Annotated in this window: 16 protein-coding genes; 9 read left to right on the top strand and 7 right to left on the bottom strand. The window is 68.2% G+C overall.

Going from position 1 to position 17,691, the window contains the following annotated elements; translation table 11 throughout:
* Window positions 1–96 precede the first annotated feature (96 nt).
* Window positions 97–843 (bottom strand): 16S rRNA (uracil(1498)-N(3))-methyltransferase, encoded by a 747-nt coding sequence (locus ATN00_RS03385; protein WP_062062145.1) that lies wholly within the window; start codon window positions 841–843, stop codon window positions 97–99.
* A gap of 87 nt (window positions 844–930) precedes the next feature.
* Here ATN00_RS03385 and ubiA point away from each other — a divergent pair, with 87 nt between their 5' ends.
* Both ubiA and ATN00_RS03375 read left to right on the top strand, forming a co-directional pair.
* Complete coding sequence (gene ubiA / locus ATN00_RS03380) at window positions 931–1,827, top strand: 4-hydroxybenzoate octaprenyltransferase (RefSeq protein WP_062062142.1); 897 nt, start codon at window positions 931–933, stop codon at window positions 1,825–1,827.
* Window positions 1,824–3,281 (top strand): phospholipase D-like domain-containing protein, encoded by a 1,458-nt coding sequence (locus ATN00_RS03375; RefSeq protein WP_062062139.1) that lies wholly within the window; start codon window positions 1,824–1,826, stop codon window positions 3,279–3,281. Before ubiA ends, ATN00_RS03375 begins: the two co-directional genes overlap by 4 nt.
* 9 nt (window positions 3,282–3,290) lie before the next feature.
* Here the strand turns inward: ATN00_RS03375 and ATN00_RS03370 are convergent, their stop codons facing one another.
* The 4 genes from ATN00_RS03370 to ATN00_RS03355 all read right to left on the bottom strand — a co-directional run bounded on the left by ATN00_RS03370 (window position 3,291) and on the right by ATN00_RS03355 (window position 8,985).
* Window positions 3,291–6,734 carry a chromosome segregation SMC family protein gene (locus tag ATN00_RS03370; RefSeq protein WP_062062137.1) on the bottom strand — a complete coding sequence of 1,148 codons (3,444 nt, stop codon included), beginning with the start codon at window positions 6,732–6,734 and terminating at the stop codon, window positions 3,291–3,293.
* 65 nt (window positions 6,735–6,799) lie between these two features.
* Window positions 6,800–7,537, bottom strand: coding sequence for a thioredoxin domain-containing protein (locus ATN00_RS03365; RefSeq protein WP_062062134.1), 738 nt, complete (start codon window positions 7,535–7,537; stop codon window positions 6,800–6,802).
* 48 nt (window positions 7,538–7,585) lie between these two features.
* Window positions 7,586–8,254, bottom strand: a complete 669-nt coding sequence (locus tag ATN00_RS03360; RefSeq protein WP_062068349.1) for a thioredoxin domain-containing protein — start codon at window positions 8,252–8,254, stop codon at window positions 7,586–7,588.
* Between the two features lie 188 nt (window positions 8,255–8,442).
* Window positions 8,443–8,985: a DUF721 domain-containing protein gene (locus ATN00_RS03355; RefSeq protein WP_062062131.1), complete on the bottom strand. Its 543-nt coding sequence runs from the start codon at window positions 8,983–8,985 to the stop codon at window positions 8,443–8,445.
* A 26-nt stretch (window positions 8,986–9,011) separates the two neighbouring features.
* On the opposite strand from ATN00_RS03355, the gene mutY reads away from it, so the two are divergent.
* Genes mutY through ATN00_RS03335 form a run of 4 tightly spaced genes read left to right on the top strand, consistent with a single transcriptional unit; the run spans window position 9,012 to window position 13,176 of the window.
* Entirely contained in the window at window positions 9,012–10,088 is a 1,077-nt protein-coding gene (gene mutY, locus ATN00_RS03350) for an A/G-specific adenine glycosylase (RefSeq protein WP_062062128.1), read from the top strand.
* On the top strand, window positions 10,075–10,992 hold the full coding sequence (gene nudC / locus ATN00_RS03345) for an NAD(+) diphosphatase (protein ID WP_062062125.1): 918 nt from the start codon (window positions 10,075–10,077) through the stop codon (window positions 10,990–10,992). Before mutY ends, nudC begins: the two co-directional genes overlap by 14 nt.
* Window positions 10,993–11,036: 44 nt before the next feature.
* Window positions 11,037–12,383, top strand: a complete 1,347-nt coding sequence (locus ATN00_RS03340) for a TldD/PmbA family protein (RefSeq protein ID WP_062062122.1) — start codon at window positions 11,037–11,039, stop codon at window positions 12,381–12,383.
* Window positions 12,370–13,176, top strand: a complete 807-nt coding sequence (locus ATN00_RS03335; RefSeq protein ID WP_062062119.1) for a 3'(2'),5'-bisphosphate nucleotidase CysQ — start codon at window positions 12,370–12,372, stop codon at window positions 13,174–13,176. Before ATN00_RS03340 ends, ATN00_RS03335 begins: the two co-directional genes overlap by 14 nt.
* Window positions 13,177–13,180: 4 nt before the next feature.
* Here ATN00_RS03335 and ATN00_RS03330 read toward each other — a convergent pair whose 3' ends face one another.
* A complete protein-coding gene (locus ATN00_RS03330) occupies window positions 13,181–13,744 on the bottom strand; it encodes a hypothetical protein (protein WP_062062116.1) in 564 nt (187 codons plus the stop codon).
* A gap of 67 nt (window positions 13,745–13,811) precedes the next feature.
* Window positions 13,812–15,095, bottom strand: a complete 1,284-nt coding sequence (purD, locus tag ATN00_RS03325) for a phosphoribosylamine--glycine ligase (protein WP_062068345.1) — start codon at window positions 15,093–15,095, stop codon at window positions 13,812–13,814.
* A gap of 7 nt (window positions 15,096–15,102) precedes the next feature.
* Between purD and xseA the strand changes: the two genes are divergently transcribed.
* From xseA to ATN00_RS03310, 3 genes are read left to right on the top strand one after another with little or no spacing between them, the layout of a single operon-like run.
* Window positions 15,103–16,596: an exodeoxyribonuclease VII large subunit gene (gene xseA / locus ATN00_RS03320; RefSeq protein WP_062068347.1), complete on the top strand. Its 1,494-nt coding sequence runs from the start codon at window positions 15,103–15,105 to the stop codon at window positions 16,594–16,596.
* Window positions 16,597–16,627: 31 nt separating this feature from the next.
* Complete coding sequence (locus tag ATN00_RS03315) at window positions 16,628–16,840, top strand: DUF2093 domain-containing protein (RefSeq protein ID WP_062062114.1); 213 nt, start codon at window positions 16,628–16,630, stop codon at window positions 16,838–16,840.
* Window positions 16,837–17,688 (top strand): M23 family metallopeptidase, encoded by an 852-nt coding sequence (locus ATN00_RS03310; protein ID WP_062062111.1) that lies wholly within the window; start codon window positions 16,837–16,839, stop codon window positions 17,686–17,688. Before ATN00_RS03315 ends, ATN00_RS03310 begins: the two co-directional genes overlap by 4 nt.
* Window positions 17,689–17,691: the final 3 nt, after the last annotated feature.

The following is a 17,691-nucleotide window of genomic DNA, read 5'->3' as shown; positions in this document are numbered from 1 at the left end:
CGCCCTTAATGCTTCCCCCACGCGCGTCAAACAGCGAGCGCGAGCGCGACAGATAGGGCGCGCGCGCAAGGGCTTCAATCCCATTGCGGAATGAAACTATTGCCAATCCCCATTCAGCGCCATCCACGCCGATGTCGCGGCGATGGCGGCCGTCTCCGCGCGCAGGATGCGCGGGCCAAGCGAGACGGGAACGGCTTTCGCCACGGCGCGGATCGCTTCGCGCTCACTCGGATCGAATCCGCCCTCCGGCCCGATCAGGAAAGCGGCCGGCCCGGGATGCGCCCGCAAAGCCTGCTCCAAAGGCGCGCCGCCCGTCTCGTCCGCGAAGAACAGCCAGCGATCATCCGGCCATTCGCGCAGCAGCGCGTCCAGCTTCACCATCTCCCCAAGCTCCGGTAGCGCTGTCCGCCCGCATTGCTCCGCCGCCTCCACCAGATGCGCGCGCAGCCGGTCGAGGTTTAGCCTGTCCACCACCGCCCGCCGCGTCAGCACCGGTTGCAGCTTCGCCGTGCCCAGTTCGCACGCTTTTTCGGCGATCAGGTCGATGCGCCCCTTCTTGATCGGCGCGCAGCACAGCCAGAAATCGGGCACATGTTCCAGCGGCCTGGTCCGCGTCTCGCAGACCAGCACCAGATCGCGCTTGCGAATGTCGCGCGCCCGCGCCGCCCATTCGCCAGACCGCCCGTCGAACAGCAGCACCACATCGTCCGGTTTCACCCGCATCACGCCGATCAGATAATGGGCCGCATTGCCCTCCACCGGCACAGCGGCCCCTTCGCCCAGCGGCGTTTCGACATAGAGGCGCGGCGCGCTTTGCGGCGGCCATGCGGGGGTTGCGGTCATTTGCGTCTTTCCGTTTCGCGGGCATCGCCCTAATGCCGCTCATGTCGAGCGAAGTCGAGACGCGCCGCGCAAACGGAGAAACGGCAAGTGGAACAGATCGTCCCCGACAGCGAAGCCCGCGGCCTCGTCGCGCGCCTGCCCGCCCTGCCGCGCGCGCTGGCGCTGCTGGCGCGGCTGGACCGGCCGATCGGCTGGTGGCTGCTGTTCTGGCCGGGCGCGTGGAGCGTGGCTCTGGCCGGCGGCGCGCGGCAATGGCCGCTGATCCTCTGGCTGCTGGTCGGCAGCATCGCCATGCGCGGTGCGGGCTGCGTCTTCAACGACATTGTCGACCGCGATCTCGACCGGAAGGTCGCCCGCACAGCCGCGCGTCCGTTGGCGAGCGGCGCGGTGTCGCTGAAAGCCGCATGGGTCTGGCTCCTCGCGCTCTGCCTCATCGGCCTCGCCGTCCTGCTGCAACTGCGCCTTTACGCGCAGGTCGTGGCGCTGGCCTCGCTCGCCCTCGTCGCGGCCTATCCCTTCATGAAGCGGATCACCGGATGGCCGCAGCTATGGCTCGGCCTCGTCTTTTCCTGGGCCGCGCTCGTCGGCTGGAGCGAGGTGGCGGGATCGCTCACCCTGCCGGGCCTTCTGCTCTATGCTGGAACCATTTTCTGGGTCGTGGGCTATGACACCATCTATGCGCTGCAGGACCGGGAGGATGACGCGTTGATCGGCATAGGCTCCAGCGCGCTGTCCATGGGCCGCCATGTGCGGGGCGGGGTGACGCTCTGCTATCTTCTCGCGCTCGCATTGTGGAGCGCCGCCATCTGGCAGGTCCGGCCGCAATTGCTGGCGCTCATCGCACTCCTCCCCATGGCCGCGCATCTGCTCTGGCAGGTCGGCACCTTGAGGGAGGATGGCGCGGACCCGCTCGTCAAATTCCGTTCCAACCGTTTCGCCGGACTGCTCATGTTCCTGGCCTGCCTCGTGGTCGGCAACGCATGAGCGCCCCGACCCAGGGCCAGGATTGCTGGCGCATCGCCCGCGCCACCCAGGCCAGCGTCATCATCGACGCAGACGCCTATTTCCGCCACGCCCGCGCCGCGATGCTGAAAGCGACGAAGCGGATCATGCTGATCGGCTGGGATTTCGACGCCCGCATCAGCCTCATCCGCGAGGAGGATGCGAAGGACGGCGCGCCTGTCATCATCGGCGATTTCATCCGCTGGCTGGTGGAACGCACGCCGGACCTCGAAATCTACCTGCTCCGCTGGGACACCGGCGCGTTCAAGTCGATGCTGCGCCCGTCCAACCTGCTGACGACGCTGCGCTGGATGGCGCATCCCCGCATCACCGTGAAGCTGGACAGCCATCATCCGGTCGGCGCGTCCCATCATCAGAAGATCGTGGTGATCGACGATTGCTTCGCTTTCTGCGGCGGCATCGACATGACCGCCGACCGCTGGGACACGCGCCACCATCGCGACGACGATCCGGGCCGCAGGCATCCCGACGGCACGTCCTATGGCCCGTGGCACGATGCGACGACCGCGCTCAAGGGGCCGGTGGCGGCCGCGCTGGGCGATCACAGCCGCGCCCGCTGGAAGGGGGCGGGGGGCGACGACCTGCCGCCGGTCGAGGGCGTGGACGATTGCTGGCCTGACGCGCTTCCCGTCCAGTTCCGTGACGTGGATGTCGCCATCGCCCGCACTGCGCCGGAAATGGACGACCAGCCGCCGGTGAAGGAGATCGAACGGCTCTACGTCAACCAGATCGCGGCCGCCAGACGTTGCATCTACGCCGAAAGCCAGTATTTCGCTTCCCGCCGCATCGCCGAAGCCCTTGCGGCGCGGCTGGGCGATCCGGATGGCCCGGAAATCGTCATCGTCAACCCGCAGCAGGCTGACGGCTGGCTGGAACAACAGGCGATGGACACTGCCCGCGCCCGCCTGTTCGAGGCTTTGAAGGCGCGCGATACCTACAATCGCCTGCGCCTCTATCATCCCTTCACCGCGCGTGGCGAGCCGATCTATGTCCATGCCAAGATTCTGATCGCCGACGACCGCCTGATCCGCGTCGGCTCCTCCAACATGAACAATCGTTCGCTTGGCCTCGACACCGAATGCGACATGTCAATCGACACGGCGCTTCCCGCCAATGACGGTCAGCAGGCGACGATCGCCGCCATCCGCGACGACCTTATCGCGGAGCATCTCGACCTGCCGAAAGAGCGCGTCTCCGTCCTCATTGCCGAGCGCGGCCTGATCGCGGCGATAGAGGAATTGCGGACCAAGGCGGGCCGCACCCTGCGTCCCTATGAAACGCCCAATCTCAACGACGTGCAGCAATGGCTGGCCGACAATGAAGTGCTGGACCCGGAAAATCCCGACGAGATGTTCGAGCCGGTCACGCAGCGCGGCCTGTTCCGCCGCATCGAACATTGGGTGCGCCGCGATTGAGGCGGGCCTCTACTCCGCCGCCAGCAAAGCCTCCGCGCCGCCCAGGCTGACCGACACCAGGCGGCTGACGCCGCGCTCCACCATGGTCACGCCGAACAGCCGGTGCATCCGCGCCATGGTGACGGCATTATGGGTGACGATCAGATAGCGTGTCCGCGTCTGCCGCACCATCGCGTCCAGCATGTCGCAGAAACGCTCCACATTGGCGTCGTCGAGCGGCGCGTCCACCTCGTCCAGCACGCAGATCGGCGCGGGATTGGTGAGGAACAGCCCGAAGATCAGCGCCACGGCGGTGAGCGCCTGCTCGCCGCCCGACAGCAGCGTCAGCGCGGACAGCCTCTTGCCCGGCGGCTGCGCCATGATTTCCAGCCCCGCCTCCAGCGGATCGTCGCTGTCGATCAGTTCCAGATGCGCCTGCCCGCCGTTGAACAGCGTCGTGAAAAGCTGCCGGAAATGCCCGTCCACCGCCTCGAACGCGGCCAGCAGCCTTTGCCGCCCCTCGCGATTGAGGCTGCCGATGGAGCCGCGCAGGCGATGGATCGCCTGGGCCAGTTCCTCGCTCTCGGCCCGGCTCTTCGCCTGCGTGGCGTCCAGCTCTTCCAGTTCCTGCGCCGCGACCAGATTGACCGGCCCGATCCGCTCGCGCTCGGCGGACAGGCGATCATGCTCGGCCTGTTCGGTCTGGGCGATGCGAATGTCGGCGCTGGCAAAGCCCAGCCGCTCGGGCAGCACCGGCGGTGGACATTCGAACCGCTCGCCCGACAGGCGGTTGGTCTCGATGCGCCGCTCGTCCGCCGCCTCGGCCCGCGCCACTGCCGTGGCCCGCGCTTCCCGCGCCGCCGCCAGCGCTTCCCCGGCCTCGCTCGCCCGCCGTTCGGCGGTCCGCAGCGTCGCCTCGGCCTCGGCCTCGGCCTTGCGCGCGGCGTCGGACGCCTCCGTCAGCGCCGCGCCTTGCTCCGTCAATGCGGCAATCGCGTCTGCCAGCCGCTCCGGCTCCTGCGCCATCCGCGCCTGCTCGGCGGCCACATCCTCGCCGCGTTTCGTCATCGCCGCGATGCGCTTCCCGGCCTCGCCCGCACGGGATTGCCAGCTTTTCGCATCGGCCTCCGCCGCCGCCATGCGTTCGCGGTCGCCGCTCAGCGCCCTGTCGGCCAACGCCCGGTCGGCCTGCAACTGGCTGACCGCGGCCCGCGCCTTTTCGCTCGCCTGCGACAGGCTGGCGACCAGAGCGTGGGTTTCCTCGCCATCGGGCATGGCGGCCCGCGCCGCCTGCGCCGTTTGCCGTTCCTGCGCCGCCGCATCGCGATCCCGCCGCGCGACCGTCAGCCGCTCCTCAATGCCTTCACGCCGCCCGGCCAGCCTTTCCAGCGCCGTCCCGGTCTCGTCCGCCGCGCGCAGGGCTGTCCGCAACCGCTGCTCCGCCTCGCTCAGAGCCGCCCGCCCGGACGCCAGCGCCAGCGCCGCCGCCTGCTCGCGCGCCTGCGCGTCGCCCTGCGCCGCCCGCGCCGCCTCGACAGCCCTGTCCGCTGCCGGGCGGACCGCCGCAATCGCGTCCAGCCGGTTGAGCCGGATCAGCCGCTCCGCCGCCGCCGCGCCGCCCTGCGTCGCGACATAGCCGTCCCAGCGCCGCAGCTTTCCGTCCCGCGTCACCAGCCTCTGCCCCACGGCCAGCGCCTGCCCCGCGTCACGCTCCGCCACGGCGACCTGCGCCAGCCGCCGCGCCAGTTCCGGCGGCGCGGTCACATGACCGGCAAGCGGCGTGCATCCCTCCGGCATGGCAGGATCACCTGCGGCCGGGGCGGCCCCGCCCCAGAATCGCGGCCCCTCCGTCCCGATCGGCGCTTCCAGATCGTCGCCCAGCGCCGCCGCCAGCGCATGTTCATAACCCGGCGCGGCCTTCAGCCGATCCAGCGCCCGGCTTTTCCCGCCCGCGCCGCTCTCCACCGCACGCCTCAGCGCCGCCGCCTCGCTATCCAGCGCCGCCAAAGCGGCCCGCGTGGATGACAAGGCGGTATCCGCCTCCGCTCGCGCCTCGCTCGCCGCCTGCCGCTCCGCATCGGCCCCCGCAATCACAGCTTCGGCGGCATCGCGATCCCGCCCGGCCTGTTCCTGCGCGGCCAGCGCCTCGGCGCGCTTCGCTTCCAGCGGCGCGGCGTCGGGCAGGGCATCGACCTCTGCTTCCAGCTTCGTTACCTCGCGTTCTGCCCGGTCCAGCCGCCCCTGCGCCGCCGCCAGGGCTGCCTCGGCCACGCGCAGTTCAGCTTGCTCGCCCGCCTGTTTGGCCATCGCCCTTGCCAATTCCACTTCGGCGTCGCGCGCCGCGTCCTCCGCTTTGCCGATCCGGGCTGCAAAGTCGGGGATGATCGCTTCCGTCCCGGCAATACGCGCCTTGAGCGTCGCGACTTCCTCGGTCAGCCGCGCCATCGCCTCCGCCGCGTCATGGGCCAGCGTCCCCTCGCGCTCGCGATCTTCCTCCAACTGCCGCGCCTGCGTGGCAAGGTCGTGCATCCGCCGCACCACACCGTCCCGCTCGCTCTTGAGCGCGTTGAGCCTGTGCCCCGCCTCATTGGCCGCATCGCGCGCCGCCTGCGCGGCGGAACGCCGTTCCGCCAGAGCCTCCACCGCGGCCTGCGCGTGGGCCGCCGCCGCTATCTGCGCTTCATGCGCCGCCACGACCGCGCCTTCCGCCTGCTTCGCCTCGGTCCGCGCCGCGTCGGCGCTCGCGCTCGCCTCGCGCCAGCGGGCGAAAATCACCCGCGCCTCGGCCACGCGGATCTGTTCCGACAGCCGGATATAGCGTTCCGCCGCCTTGGCCTGCCGCCGCAGGCTGCCCGCGCGGCTCTCCATGTCCGCCAATATCTCGTCCAGCCGGGTCAGGTTGCCCTCGGCGGCGCGCAGCTTCTGTTCGGCATCCTTGCGCCGCACATGCAGGCCCGCGATCCCCGCCGCTTCCTCCAGCATGGCCCGGCGTTCCTGCGGGCGCGCGGCGATGACGGCGGCGATGCGCCCCTGGCTCACCAGCGCGGGACTATGCGCCCCGGTGGCGGCATCGGCGAAGATGAGGGCGATGTCCTTGGCCCGCACGTCGCGCCCATTGGCGCGATAGGCGCTGCCCGCCCCCCGTTCGATCCGGCGGGTGACTTCCAGTTCGCCGTCCGCCCCCACATCGACGGCGGAAAAAAGCTCGCCCTGTTCCTGCACGGTCAGCAGCGACACTTCGGCGAAATCGCGCTGCGGGCGGCTGGCGGTGCCCGCGAAGATCACATCCTCCATGCCGCCGCCGCGCATCGACTTGGCACTGGATTCGCCCATGACCCAGCGGATCGCTTCCAGCAGGTTGGACTTGCCGCAGCCATTGGGGCCGACGATGCCGGTCAGGCCCGGCTCGATCCGCAGCTCCGTTGCGTCGACGAAGCTCTTGAAGCCGGACAGCTTGAGGCGCTTTATCTGCACGACCAGCCTCCGGGGCGGCGCGCCGCCCGGTCAGGCCGTGAAGAAGGAAGCCCCCCCGCCGTCAATCAGATCCCCGCTTCTTTCAGCTTGGGCTGCAACGATGCCCAATTCGCCACATTGTCCACCAGAACGCCGTTGATGAGGAAGCTGGGGGTTCCCTCGATCTTATATTGCTCATTGGCGGCCTGCACGCCCTTGGCCAGCTTTTCGGCCGCAGCGGTGTTGGCAAGGCACTGTTTCGCCTGATCTTCCGAAATGCCGCGCTGCTTGGCGAAGTCCACCAGCCCAAGGGCGCCCGCCAGCTGGCCGAAACGCTGTTGCGGCGGCGCGCTCATCAACTGCTGATATTTGTCGTCGCCCAGCGCCTGCGCCTTTTCGAACATCGCATTCTGATTGGCGAAGAACTGCTCCGACAGCGGGTAGAATACGTCCTTGCCGCCACACGCCGCCAACAGGGCCGTCGAAATGTCGATGGGATCGCGCACGAAGGTGCGGAACTCGTAACTCATCTTGCCGGTGTTCACGATGTTGCGGATTTCCTCCGACGCCTCGGCGGAAAAGTCGCGGCAGTGCGAACAGGTGAACGATCCATATTCCACCAGCTTCAGCTTGGCGTCCGGGTTGCCCATGACGAAATAGCCGTCAGGCGTTTCGTTGACGGTGTCGGCCCAGCTTGTTCCGGCGGGTGCGGCGACGGCGGCGATCGGTTCGCCGGTGGGCTTGGCGCTTTCATCCGTCTTCCCGCCACAGGCGGCCAGCGTCAGGGAAAGGGCGATAAGGGCAATGCCATGCAGGGCTTTCACGGGACGATCGGCTCCGTTCTTGTGTGTCGGTGATAATGCAGGTCTAGATCACTGCGGCGCGTCGGGCAATGCAGCCTGTAAGCGCATCCAGTCCGACCCTTGCACCAGCGTGCCGTTGATGGTGAAGGACGGCGTGCCGCTGATTTTCACCTTGTTCCATGCCTCGTCGGTCATCGCCAGCACCTGCTTCATCGAAGCGGGATCGTTGATGCACCCGTCAAGCTGGGCATTGGTGAAGCCGCGCTTGTTCATCAGGGCATAGAGGCCGGTCTTCTGCCCGATCTCGCGCAGCGCGGCCTTCTGGTCGGCGGGCCTGGCCGCGCCATTCTTGTCATAGACGGTCAGCTTGTCCATCCATGCGTCCTGATTGGCGAACAGCGCCTCATGATTGCCGAAAAAGCGTTTCGCCCCGCCGCATCGCGCCAGCAAAGCGGCCGCCAGATCATATTTGTCGCGCACGGCGTTGCGGACTTCGACGCTGAACTTGCCGCCCTTCACATAGCGTTCGCGCAGCGGCTGGCTGGCTTCCGCCACGAAATGCGCGCAGTGGCTGCATGTGTAGCTCACATATTCGACCAGCTTCGTGGGCGCGGCGGGATTGCCCAGCACATGCCCGCCAATGGGCGACAGCGCGACATGGCCGACCCAATTGGGCGCAGCGAGGGCCGCGGCGGGAATAGCGAGCAGGCTAAGGGCAAGCAGACGAATCTTGTTCATGATTATGTCCATAACGCCATGCCTCCTGAACGGAGGCGGAATGATTGGAATATCTGGATATTCAGTTTAGGGCGTGGCGAAAATAGGGGATTTTGGGAACCGGCGCGCGGCGTGCTTGCAGCATGTGAGCACCGGGAGCGCAAAAAGCGCCGATTTGCAGCCCGCTCCAAGCTGAATAGGGGCATATTCTAGCTGATCTTGGGCAATCCGCTCGTATTGGCAATCCCCTGCGCCAGCGATTCGAGCACCGCGCGCAATTCCGGGTCGCCAATGTCCCGCAGCGAATCGCCCAGTTCCATAGGCAGGGGCTTCAGGTTGCGCGGCGGCGGGCGGCGTTCCGGCTTGGCGGGCCGCACCTGCCCCTGCTTCATCGCGACCTTCGCGACGGCATTATAGCCGAAGAAGCGGTTCACCCGCTCGATGATGTCGGGCATCACATGCTGCATCATCGGCGCATGGCCGCTCATGACCGTCAGTTGCAGCGTCCCGCCCGCTTTCTGCCCCACCGGGAAGCGAATCGATTCGGGGACGGAAATATCCGCATAATGCGGCCCCACGATTTCCGCCCAGCGGGTGACGACGCTCGACTGCACGAAACCGAACTTGCGGAAAGCCGCCCGCCCGATGTCGGGCATCAGGTCCGCGATCTGCCGCGGGCCGCCCATGCGTGGACGTTCCGCCGCCGCTTCGGCGCGATTCTTCGCTTTGGGTGCTGCGGGGCGTTCCGTCATGCCTCGCTTAATGGCATAGCGCCGCCATGCGCGTCGAGAGCAGCAACAGGAAAATCGCGAAAGACCTCCTCGCGCATTACGACGTCCACGCCCGCCGCCTGCCATGGCGCGCGCCGCCCGGATCGAACGAAGCCGCCGATCCCTATCGCGTCTGGCTGTCGGAAATCATGCTGCAACAGACGACCGTGGCCGCCGTCGCTCCCTATTTCGCTCGCTTTACCGATCGATGGCCGACCGTTGCCGATCTGGCGGCAGCGGACGATGCGGAGGTGATGGCCGCATGGGCGGGCCTTGGCTATTATGCCCGCGCTCGCAACCTGCTCGCCTGCGCCCGCGCCGTCGCCCGCGATCATGGCGGAACTTTCCCCGATACGGAGGAAGGGCTGCGCGCCCTGCCGGGGGTGGGAGCCTATACCGCCGCCGCCGTCGCCGCCATCGCCTTCCGCCGCCGCACTGTGGTGGTGGACGCCAATGTCGAGCGCGTCGTCGCCCGCCTCTTCGCCATCGCCACGCCGCTCCCTGCCGCCCGGCCCGAAATCCGCGCCGCCGCCGACAGGATCACGCCGGACGCTCGCGCAGGCGATTTCGCACAGGCGATGATGGATCTGGGCGCAACCATCTGCACGCCCCGCAACCCCGCCTGCGGCATTTGCCCCTTGCGGGAGGATTGCGCGGCCTTCCTCACCGCCGATCCCGCCGCCTTCCCGGTCAAGGCCGCGAAAAAGGCCAGACCCCATCGCCATGGCCATGTTTGGTGGATTGAGCGGGCGGACGGCCATGTCTGGCTGGTCCGCCGCCCGGACAAAGGCCTGCTCGGCGGGATGCGCGCCTTGCCGTCCTCGGACTGGAGCGCCGCCGCGCCCGCTGCCACACCGCCGTTTCCCGCCCGCTGGAGCGCCCTTGCCGACCCCGTCACCCATGTCTTTACCCATTTCTCGCTTGACCTCATGGTGCATGTCGCTCGTGTGAACGGGGATTGCGTTCCGCCGGGGCAGGGTGAATGGTGGCCGCTGGGCACGCTGGAGCAGGCTGGCCTTCCCACGCTTTTCCGCCGCGCGGCCGATGCGGCGATCAAGGAGATGACCCAGAATGCACGGCTCTGAAGCCTCGGAAAAGCCGCTGCCCGGCTATGTCGGCAGCAGGCTGGACCGCGTCGACGAAATTCGCTCCAATCCCGCGCTGCTGGCCAAAACCTTCGCCGACCCCGCGGCTCTTTGCGTGCTGCTGGACGGCCTCGATCCTGTGGTCGTGGATGGCGCGCTCGCCATGGAACCGCTGCCTCCCGGCGCCGTGATGGAGGATTATGTCCTCCTCGGCGTCGATCCCGCCCGCATACCGATTTTCGCGCGCCTGATCGATCGGGCGGCTGGCAGCTTCACCCCTTCGGCCCGCAGCCGCGCCGTCGTGAACGAAGTCTCCCCCGATCAGGCCGCGCTTTATGCCGGCGCGCGCAGCCTGGTCGACTGGCATGCCCGCCACCGTTTTTGCGCGGCCTGCGGTTCGCCTACCGTGCCGCACAAGGGCGGCTGGGCGCGCCGGTGCAAGGGCTGCGATACCGAACATTTCCCCCGCGTCGATCCGGTCGTCATCATGCTGGCCGAACATCGCGGCCGCGTCCTTGTCGGTCGCCAGCATCGCTGGCCCCCGCGCCATTATTCCGCGCTCGCCGGGTTCCTTGAACCGGGCGAAACGATCGAGGAGGCGGTCGCCCGCGAACTCAAGGAAGAAGCGGGCGTCACCGTCCATTCGATCCGCTATGTCATGAGCCAGCCCTGGCCCTTCCCCTCGACCCTGATGATCGCCTGCATGGCGCAGGCCGATGACGATGCGCTGACGCTAGACCAGACGGAGATAGAGGACGCCATCTGGTGCGACGCCGATCAGGTCCGCGCCGCGCTGGAAGGACGGCCGGACGCGCCGTTTCTGACCCCGCCGCCGATGGCGGTCGCCTGGCATCTGCTCGATCACTGGCTCGCGCACGTTGCGCCCGCGCGGGCAAGCGCGTAAGGGCCGAAACCTGTTTTCCATCTTTTCAGGATCGTCTCTCCTCCATGCTCAGCCTCGAAGAAGCCCAGTCGCGCGCGCAGGATCTGGTGACGGCTGCGCGCCGGGCGGGCGCGGATGCGGCGGACGCCATCTATGCCTGCAACGCATCGACCACCGTGTCGGTGCGTCTGGGCGAACTGGAGGATGTGGAACGCTCGGAAGGCGAGGAAATCGGCCTGCGTGTCTTCGTGGGCCAGCGTTCCGCGAGCATTTCCGGGTCGGACATGAACCCCGCGACGCTCGAAACCCTGGTCGAACGCTGCATCGCCATGGCCCGCGAAGCGCCCGACGACCCCTATGCCGGTCTCGCCCCCGAAGACCGCCTGCTCCGCAAGCGCCTGCCCCATCTCGATCTCGTCGATGAGGAGGAGCCGGAACCTGCCGCCCTGCGCGAACGCGCGCTGGTCGTGGAAGAAGCGGCCCGCACCATCCCCGGCATCACCAACAGCGAAGGCGGCGGCGCTGCCAATGGGCGCAGCCAGATGGCGCTTGCCACCAGCCATGGCTTTGCGGGGGCCTATGCGGGCACCAGCCATTCCACCTGGGCCAGCGTGCTCGCGGGCACCGGCGCGGACATGCAGCGCGACCATGCCAGCCACAGCGCCCGCCATCTCGAAGATCTCGACCATGCGGAGGAAGTCGGCCAGCGCGCGGGTCATCGCGCCGTCGCCCGCCTCAACCCCGTCCGTATCGAAAGCGGCATGCTGCCCATCATCTTCGATCCCCGCGTGGGGTCCAGCCTTGTCGGGCACCTGATCGGCGGCATCGTCGGTCCGGCCATCGCCCGCCGGTCCAGCTTCCTGCTCGACAGCCTGGGCGAGGCATTGTTCGATTCGGCCGTCACCATCATCGACGATCCGCTGCGCCAGCGCGGCCTGCGATCGCGGCCCTTCGATGGGGAGGGGCTTCCCGTCGCGCGCCGCGCGCTGATCGACGCGGGCGTCCTGACCGGCTGGCTGCTCGACAGCGCCTCGGCCCGGCAGCTCGGCCTCGAACCGACCGGCCATGCCAGCCGGGGCGGCAGTGGCGCGCCGGGCGCGGGCGTGTCCAACGTCCATATGGAACCGGGCGCCATTTCCCCCGGTGACCTGATGGCGGACGTGAAGCGCGGCCTTTACGTCACCGAACTGATCGGCATGGGCGTCAACGGCGTGACCGGCGACTACAGCCGGGGGGCGGCGGGCTTCCTCATCGAAAATGGCGCGGTGACGCGGGCGGTGTCGGAGATCACCATCGCGGGCAATTTGAAGGATATGTTCCGCGCCCTGACGCCGGCAAGCGACCTCAGCTATCGCTACGCCATCAACGTGCCCACCCTGCGCGTCGACGGGATGACCGTTGCAGGGGGGTGAGCCGGACATAGGCGCGCTGGTGTCGGTCGTGTCCGATGCGGCCGACCGGGCGTTGGCGCTATGGGCCGGCGGTAACACGCAGGTGCGCCAGTGGGAAAAGACGCCCGGCCAGCCCGTCTGCGAAGCCGATATCGAACTCGACGCCATGCTGCGCGCGCACCTCTTCGCGCTCGATCCTTCGGCGGGCTGGCTGTCGGAGGAAACCGCCGACACCGTCCATCGGCTTGGCCAATCGCGCGTCTGGGTCGTCGATCCGATCGACGGCACCCGCGACTATCTGCGCGGGCGGCGCGGCTGGGCGGTTTCCGTCGCCCTGGTGGAGGATGGCGCGGTGCGCGCCGGGGTGCTCGCCGCACCCGCGCGCAATGAATTGTGGGTCGCGCAGGCAGGGCATGGGGCGACCCGCAATGGCGTCCGCCTGCACGCTGGATCGCGCACGATGCTGGCGGGCGCGCGCGTTCCCGCCGATCAGCTTCCCCGCATCGACCGCGATCTTGCGACGGTGGAAAAGCCCAACAGCATCGCGCTGCGTATGGCGATGGTCGCGGCGGATGAAGCGGACCTTGTCGCCACCGTGCGATGGGGCAATGAATGGGATATAGCGGCCGCTGGCCTTATCGCGCAGGAAGCCGGCGCGATCGTCACCGATGCGCTGGGCGCGCCTTTATTCTATAACCAGCCCCGGCCCGCCGCTTTCGGCCTGCTCTGCACCGCGCCTGGCATCCACGCGGCGGCGACAGAGCGTCTGGCCCCGCGTGCGCGGGAGATATTGGCAGCAAACCCTAGAGCGTGATGCGTTAGATCTTGCCGTATTTGGCCTCGAACCCGGCAACGTCCCCGGCGGCGAGATATTTCGCCTGGTCGATCCACTGGTCGCGCACGGGACGGCCCTTGAAATTACCCAGCTTGGCGTCGATCGCGGCGAGATCGGCATCGGTCCACGCCGCGATCTGGGCAAAGCGCGTGACCCCCAGTTCGATCAGCAGCATGTTGAGCTTCGGCCCCACGCCCTTGAGCTTGAGCAGATCGTCCGGTCCTTCGGACGGCGCGGTGACGGCGGGCGATACCGGGACGACGGGCGGCGCTTCTACTGGCGCGGCGACGGGCTCGGTTTCCGGCACGGCTGGGATGATGGCTTCGACATCCACCGGCACCATCGGCACCGGCACGGCCACGGCCTTGGGCGCGGGAGGCGGTGGCGTTGAAGCCAGCGACGCCGGTTTCTGCTCGACCGGCGCGGCGGATGCGGCATCGTCCGCCTGATCGGCCTTCTGCCTGCCCGACAGCAGGAAAACGATCCCGATAATGATCAGCAGCGCGATCAGCAGCCACAGGCCATAGTCAATGAAGAATTCCTGCATCCCTTCCGTCTCCCATTCCTACCCTTTACCCTATTTAAGAGCAGCTTGGCCTGTGGGACAAGGGCAATCAGGCCACGGTTTCTTCCCGCGCGACTTCCCGCCAGCCGATATCGCGGCGGCAAAAGCCGGTCGGAAAGTCGATCGCGTCCACCGCCGCATAGGCTGCTTTCTGCGCCTCGCGCACGCTTTGCCCCGTCGCCGTGACGTTCAGCACGCGGCCGCCCGTCGCGACGATCGCGCCGTCCTTTTCCGCCGTGCCCGCATGGAAAACCCGCGCGCCGCCTGCCTGCGCCGCGTCGATCCCGGTGATGACGCCGCCCTTTTCCGGTGTCCCCGGATAGCCGTTTGCCGCCATGACGATGGTGAGCGCGGTGCGATCCGCCAGTTCCACCGGACCCTGATCGGCCAGCGTTCCGTCCGCGACCGCCAGCAGCAATTCCACCAGATCGCCGTCGAAGCGCATCATCAGCACCTGACATTCCGGATCGCCGAACCGGGCATTATATTCGATCAGCTTCGGACCTTCGTCCGTCAGCATCAGCCCGGCATAGAGCACGCCCGAATAAGGCGTCCCCTCGGCGGCCAGCGTCTCCACGGTCGGCCGGATGATCCGTTCCATCACCTGCTGCTCCAGCTCCGCCGTCAGCACCCGCGCCGGGCTGTAGGCGCCCATGCCGCCCGTGTTCGGTCCGGTGTCGCCATCGCCCACCCGCTTGTGATCCTGTGCGGAGCCGAAGGGCAGGATCGCGCTCCCGTCCGTCAACGCAAAGAAGCTCGCTTCCTCCCCGCGCATATATTCCTCCAGCACCACTTCCTCGCCCGCCGCGCCGAACGCGCCGGAAAACATGGTGTCCAGCGCCTCCAGCGCCTCCTCCCGCGTCTCCGCGATAATGACGCCCTTGCCCGCCGCCAGCCCATCGGCCTTGATGACCACCGGCAGCGCGAAATCGTCCAGCGCCGCGATCGCGCCGTCCTTGCTGGTCACGCGTTCATAGGCGGCGGTGGGGATATTCGCGCGCTTGCACAGATCCTTGGTGAAGCCCTTGGAGCCTTCCAGCTGCGCCGCCTTCTTGCCCGGCCCGAACACCGGCGTCCCCGTCGCGCGCAGATTGTCGGCAAGGCCATCGACCAGCGGCGCTTCCGGGCCGATCACCACCAGCCCGATGGAATGGCGGATGCAGAAATCGACGACCGCGCGATGATCCTTCGCGTCGAGGTCGACCAGCGTCGCATGCTGCGCTATGCCCGGATTGCCCGGCGCGGCATACAATGTTTTGAGGCGCGGCGATTGCGCCAGCTTCCACGCCAGCGCATGTTCGCGGCCGCCGCCGCCAAGCAGAAGGATGTTCATGTCGCCCATGTCCCCGGATTTCGATGCCTATGACAGTTCGGGTCGCCTGTTAGCGGAGGAACGGGCGGGGGACAACGCGCCGCCGCTGTCCGTGAGCGAATTGTCCTCGCTGCTCAAGCGCACGGTGGAGGACCGTTTCGGCCATGTCCGCCTGCGCGGCGAAATTTCCGGCTTCAAGCGTGCGGCGTCCGGCCACCTCTATCTCGCGCTCAAGGACGATAATGCCGTCATCGACGGCGTGATGTGGAAAGGCGGCGCCGCCCGCCTGGCCTTCGCCGCGCAGGACGGGGTGGAGGTGATCGCCACCGGCAAGCTCACCACCTATCCCGGCCGCTCCAAATATCAGATCGTCATCGACCGGATGGAACTGGCCGGGGAGGGCGCGCTGATGGCGCTCCTCGAAAAGCTCAAGGCGAAACTGGCGGGAGAGGGCCTGTTCGACCGCGACCGTAAACGTCCCTTGCCCTTCATGCCGCGCACCATCGGCGTCGTGACCTCGCCCACCGGCGCCGTCATCCGCGACATCCTCCACCGCCTGTCGGACCGCTGCCCGACCGATGTGCTGCTCTGGCCGGTGCTGGTGCAGGGCGAAGGCGCGGCGGCGCAGGTGGCCCGTGCCGTGCGCGGCTTTTCCGCCATGCCCGCCGGTGGCGCGCTGCCGCGACCCGATCTCGTCATCGTCGCGCGCGGCGGCGGCTCCATCGAGGATCTGTGGAGCTTCAACGAGGAAATCGTCGTCCGCGCCGTGGCGGAATGTTCGATCCCGATCATCTCGGCCGTCGGCCACGAAACCGACACCACCCTTTGCGATTATGCCGCCGACATGCGCGCGCCCACGCCCACCGCCGCTGCAGAAATGGCCGTGCCGGTCCGCGCCGAGCTGCTGGCCATGCTGCGCGAACAGGGCCTCCGCATGGACCGGGCCGTCCGGCGCGGCGCGGCGCAGGCGCGCGAGCGGCTGGAGATGCAGGCGCGGCTCATGCCCACGCCCGACACGCTGCTCGCGCCCCAGCGGCAGCGGCTCGACCAGCTTTCCGACGCGCTTGCCAGCGGCCTGCGCCACCGCCTTGCCAATGCCCGGACGCATCTCAGCCAGGCAGCCGGGGCGCTTCGCCCCGCGCTGCTCCAGCAATATGTGAGCCGCGCGAAGGAGCGGGTGGACCGCCTGAAGCTGCGTCCTGACTATCTTGCCCGCGCGCTGGCGGAGCGTTCCACCGCTTTCGACCGCCTCTCGCGCCTGTTCGTCTCGCTCGATCCCGACCGGCCGCTCCAGCGCGGGTTTGCGCGTGTCATGGCGGGCGGCCACCTGATCCGCGACACGACCGCCGCCCGCGCTGCCGGGCAGGTCACGCTCCATTTCCGCGATGGAGAGGTGGACGCCGCCGTCGATGGCGCGCCACCTCTTGAGAAGCCCGCCCCTGCGGCTATATCGATTCCGTCCCGCCCGCCCCGCAAACCGCGTAGCGAAGAGGAAATCCGGCAACAGGATCTGTTTTCCTGACGCCCCCGACCCGTGTAAGAGGCCGCCTGAAATGCTGATGTCCAACCGCGACCGCGCCGCCCGGCTGCATTATATGCCCTACAGCTTCCGCGTGTTGCAGGCGGGCGATCATGTAATCTGCGCGGTGACCGGGCAGAAGATCGCGCTCGAAAATCTGCGTTACTGGAGCATATCGCGGCAGGAACCCTATGCCAGCGCCGAAGTCTCCGCCCGCGCCGAACTGAAAGCCCGCGGCGAAGGATGAAGTTCTTCCTGGCGGCCGCGGCGTTGGCGTTGACCGCGGTCGCAGCGCCGTCCGCGCCTGCTCCGTCCGTTGCCGTCGCCGCTTACGATTTCCGCTTGTCGGGCGAAATGACGCAGGGCGGGGTGATGCTCGGCACTGCCCCATCGGCAACGGTCGATCTGCGCTTGAACGGCCAGCCCGTCCCCGTCGAGCGCGATGGCCGCTTCCTCATCGCCTTCGATCGCGACGCAGGCCCGCAGGCACGCCTCACCGCGCGCCTCGCCGATGGCCGCGTCATGGAGCGCCCGCTCACCATCGCGCCGCGCGCCTGGCGTCTGGAGCGCATCAACGCCCCCATGCGTCCCACGAAAAGCACGGAAGCCTTCATGGCGATCCGCAAGCCTGAACTTGACCGCATCGCCGCCGCCCGCGCCACGGTGACGGACGCGCAGGGCTGGCGGCAGCGGTTCATCTGGCCGCGCCGGGGCCGTATCTCCGGCCTGTTCGGCGCGCAACGCATCTATCAGGGCACGCCCGGCGCCTATCACAGCGGCGTGGACGTGGCGGGCGCGACGGGAGAGCCTGTCGTCGCCCCGGCCGACGGCGTGGTGATCCTCGCGGCGGACAGGCCCTTCACGCTGGAGGGCAATCTGCTGATGATCGACCACGGCCACGGCCTCAACAGCGCCTTCCTGCACCTGTCGCGGATCGACGTGAGTCCCGGACAGCATGTGTCCCAAGGGCAACGCATCGGCGCGGTCGGCGCGACGGGCCGCGCCACCGGCCCGCATCTCCACTGGAGCATGAAGTGGAACGACGCCCGGATCGACCCGCTGTTGCTGGCGGGGGCGATGCCGTCGGCAGAATGAAAC

The organism is Sphingobium baderi, assembly GCF_001456115.1.
Classification (GTDB): Bacteria; Pseudomonadota; Alphaproteobacteria; order Sphingomonadales; family Sphingomonadaceae; genus Sphingobium; species Sphingobium baderi_A.
Note: the sequence above shows the minus strand (reverse complement) of the source record. Positions and strands in the feature narration are given on the sequence as shown.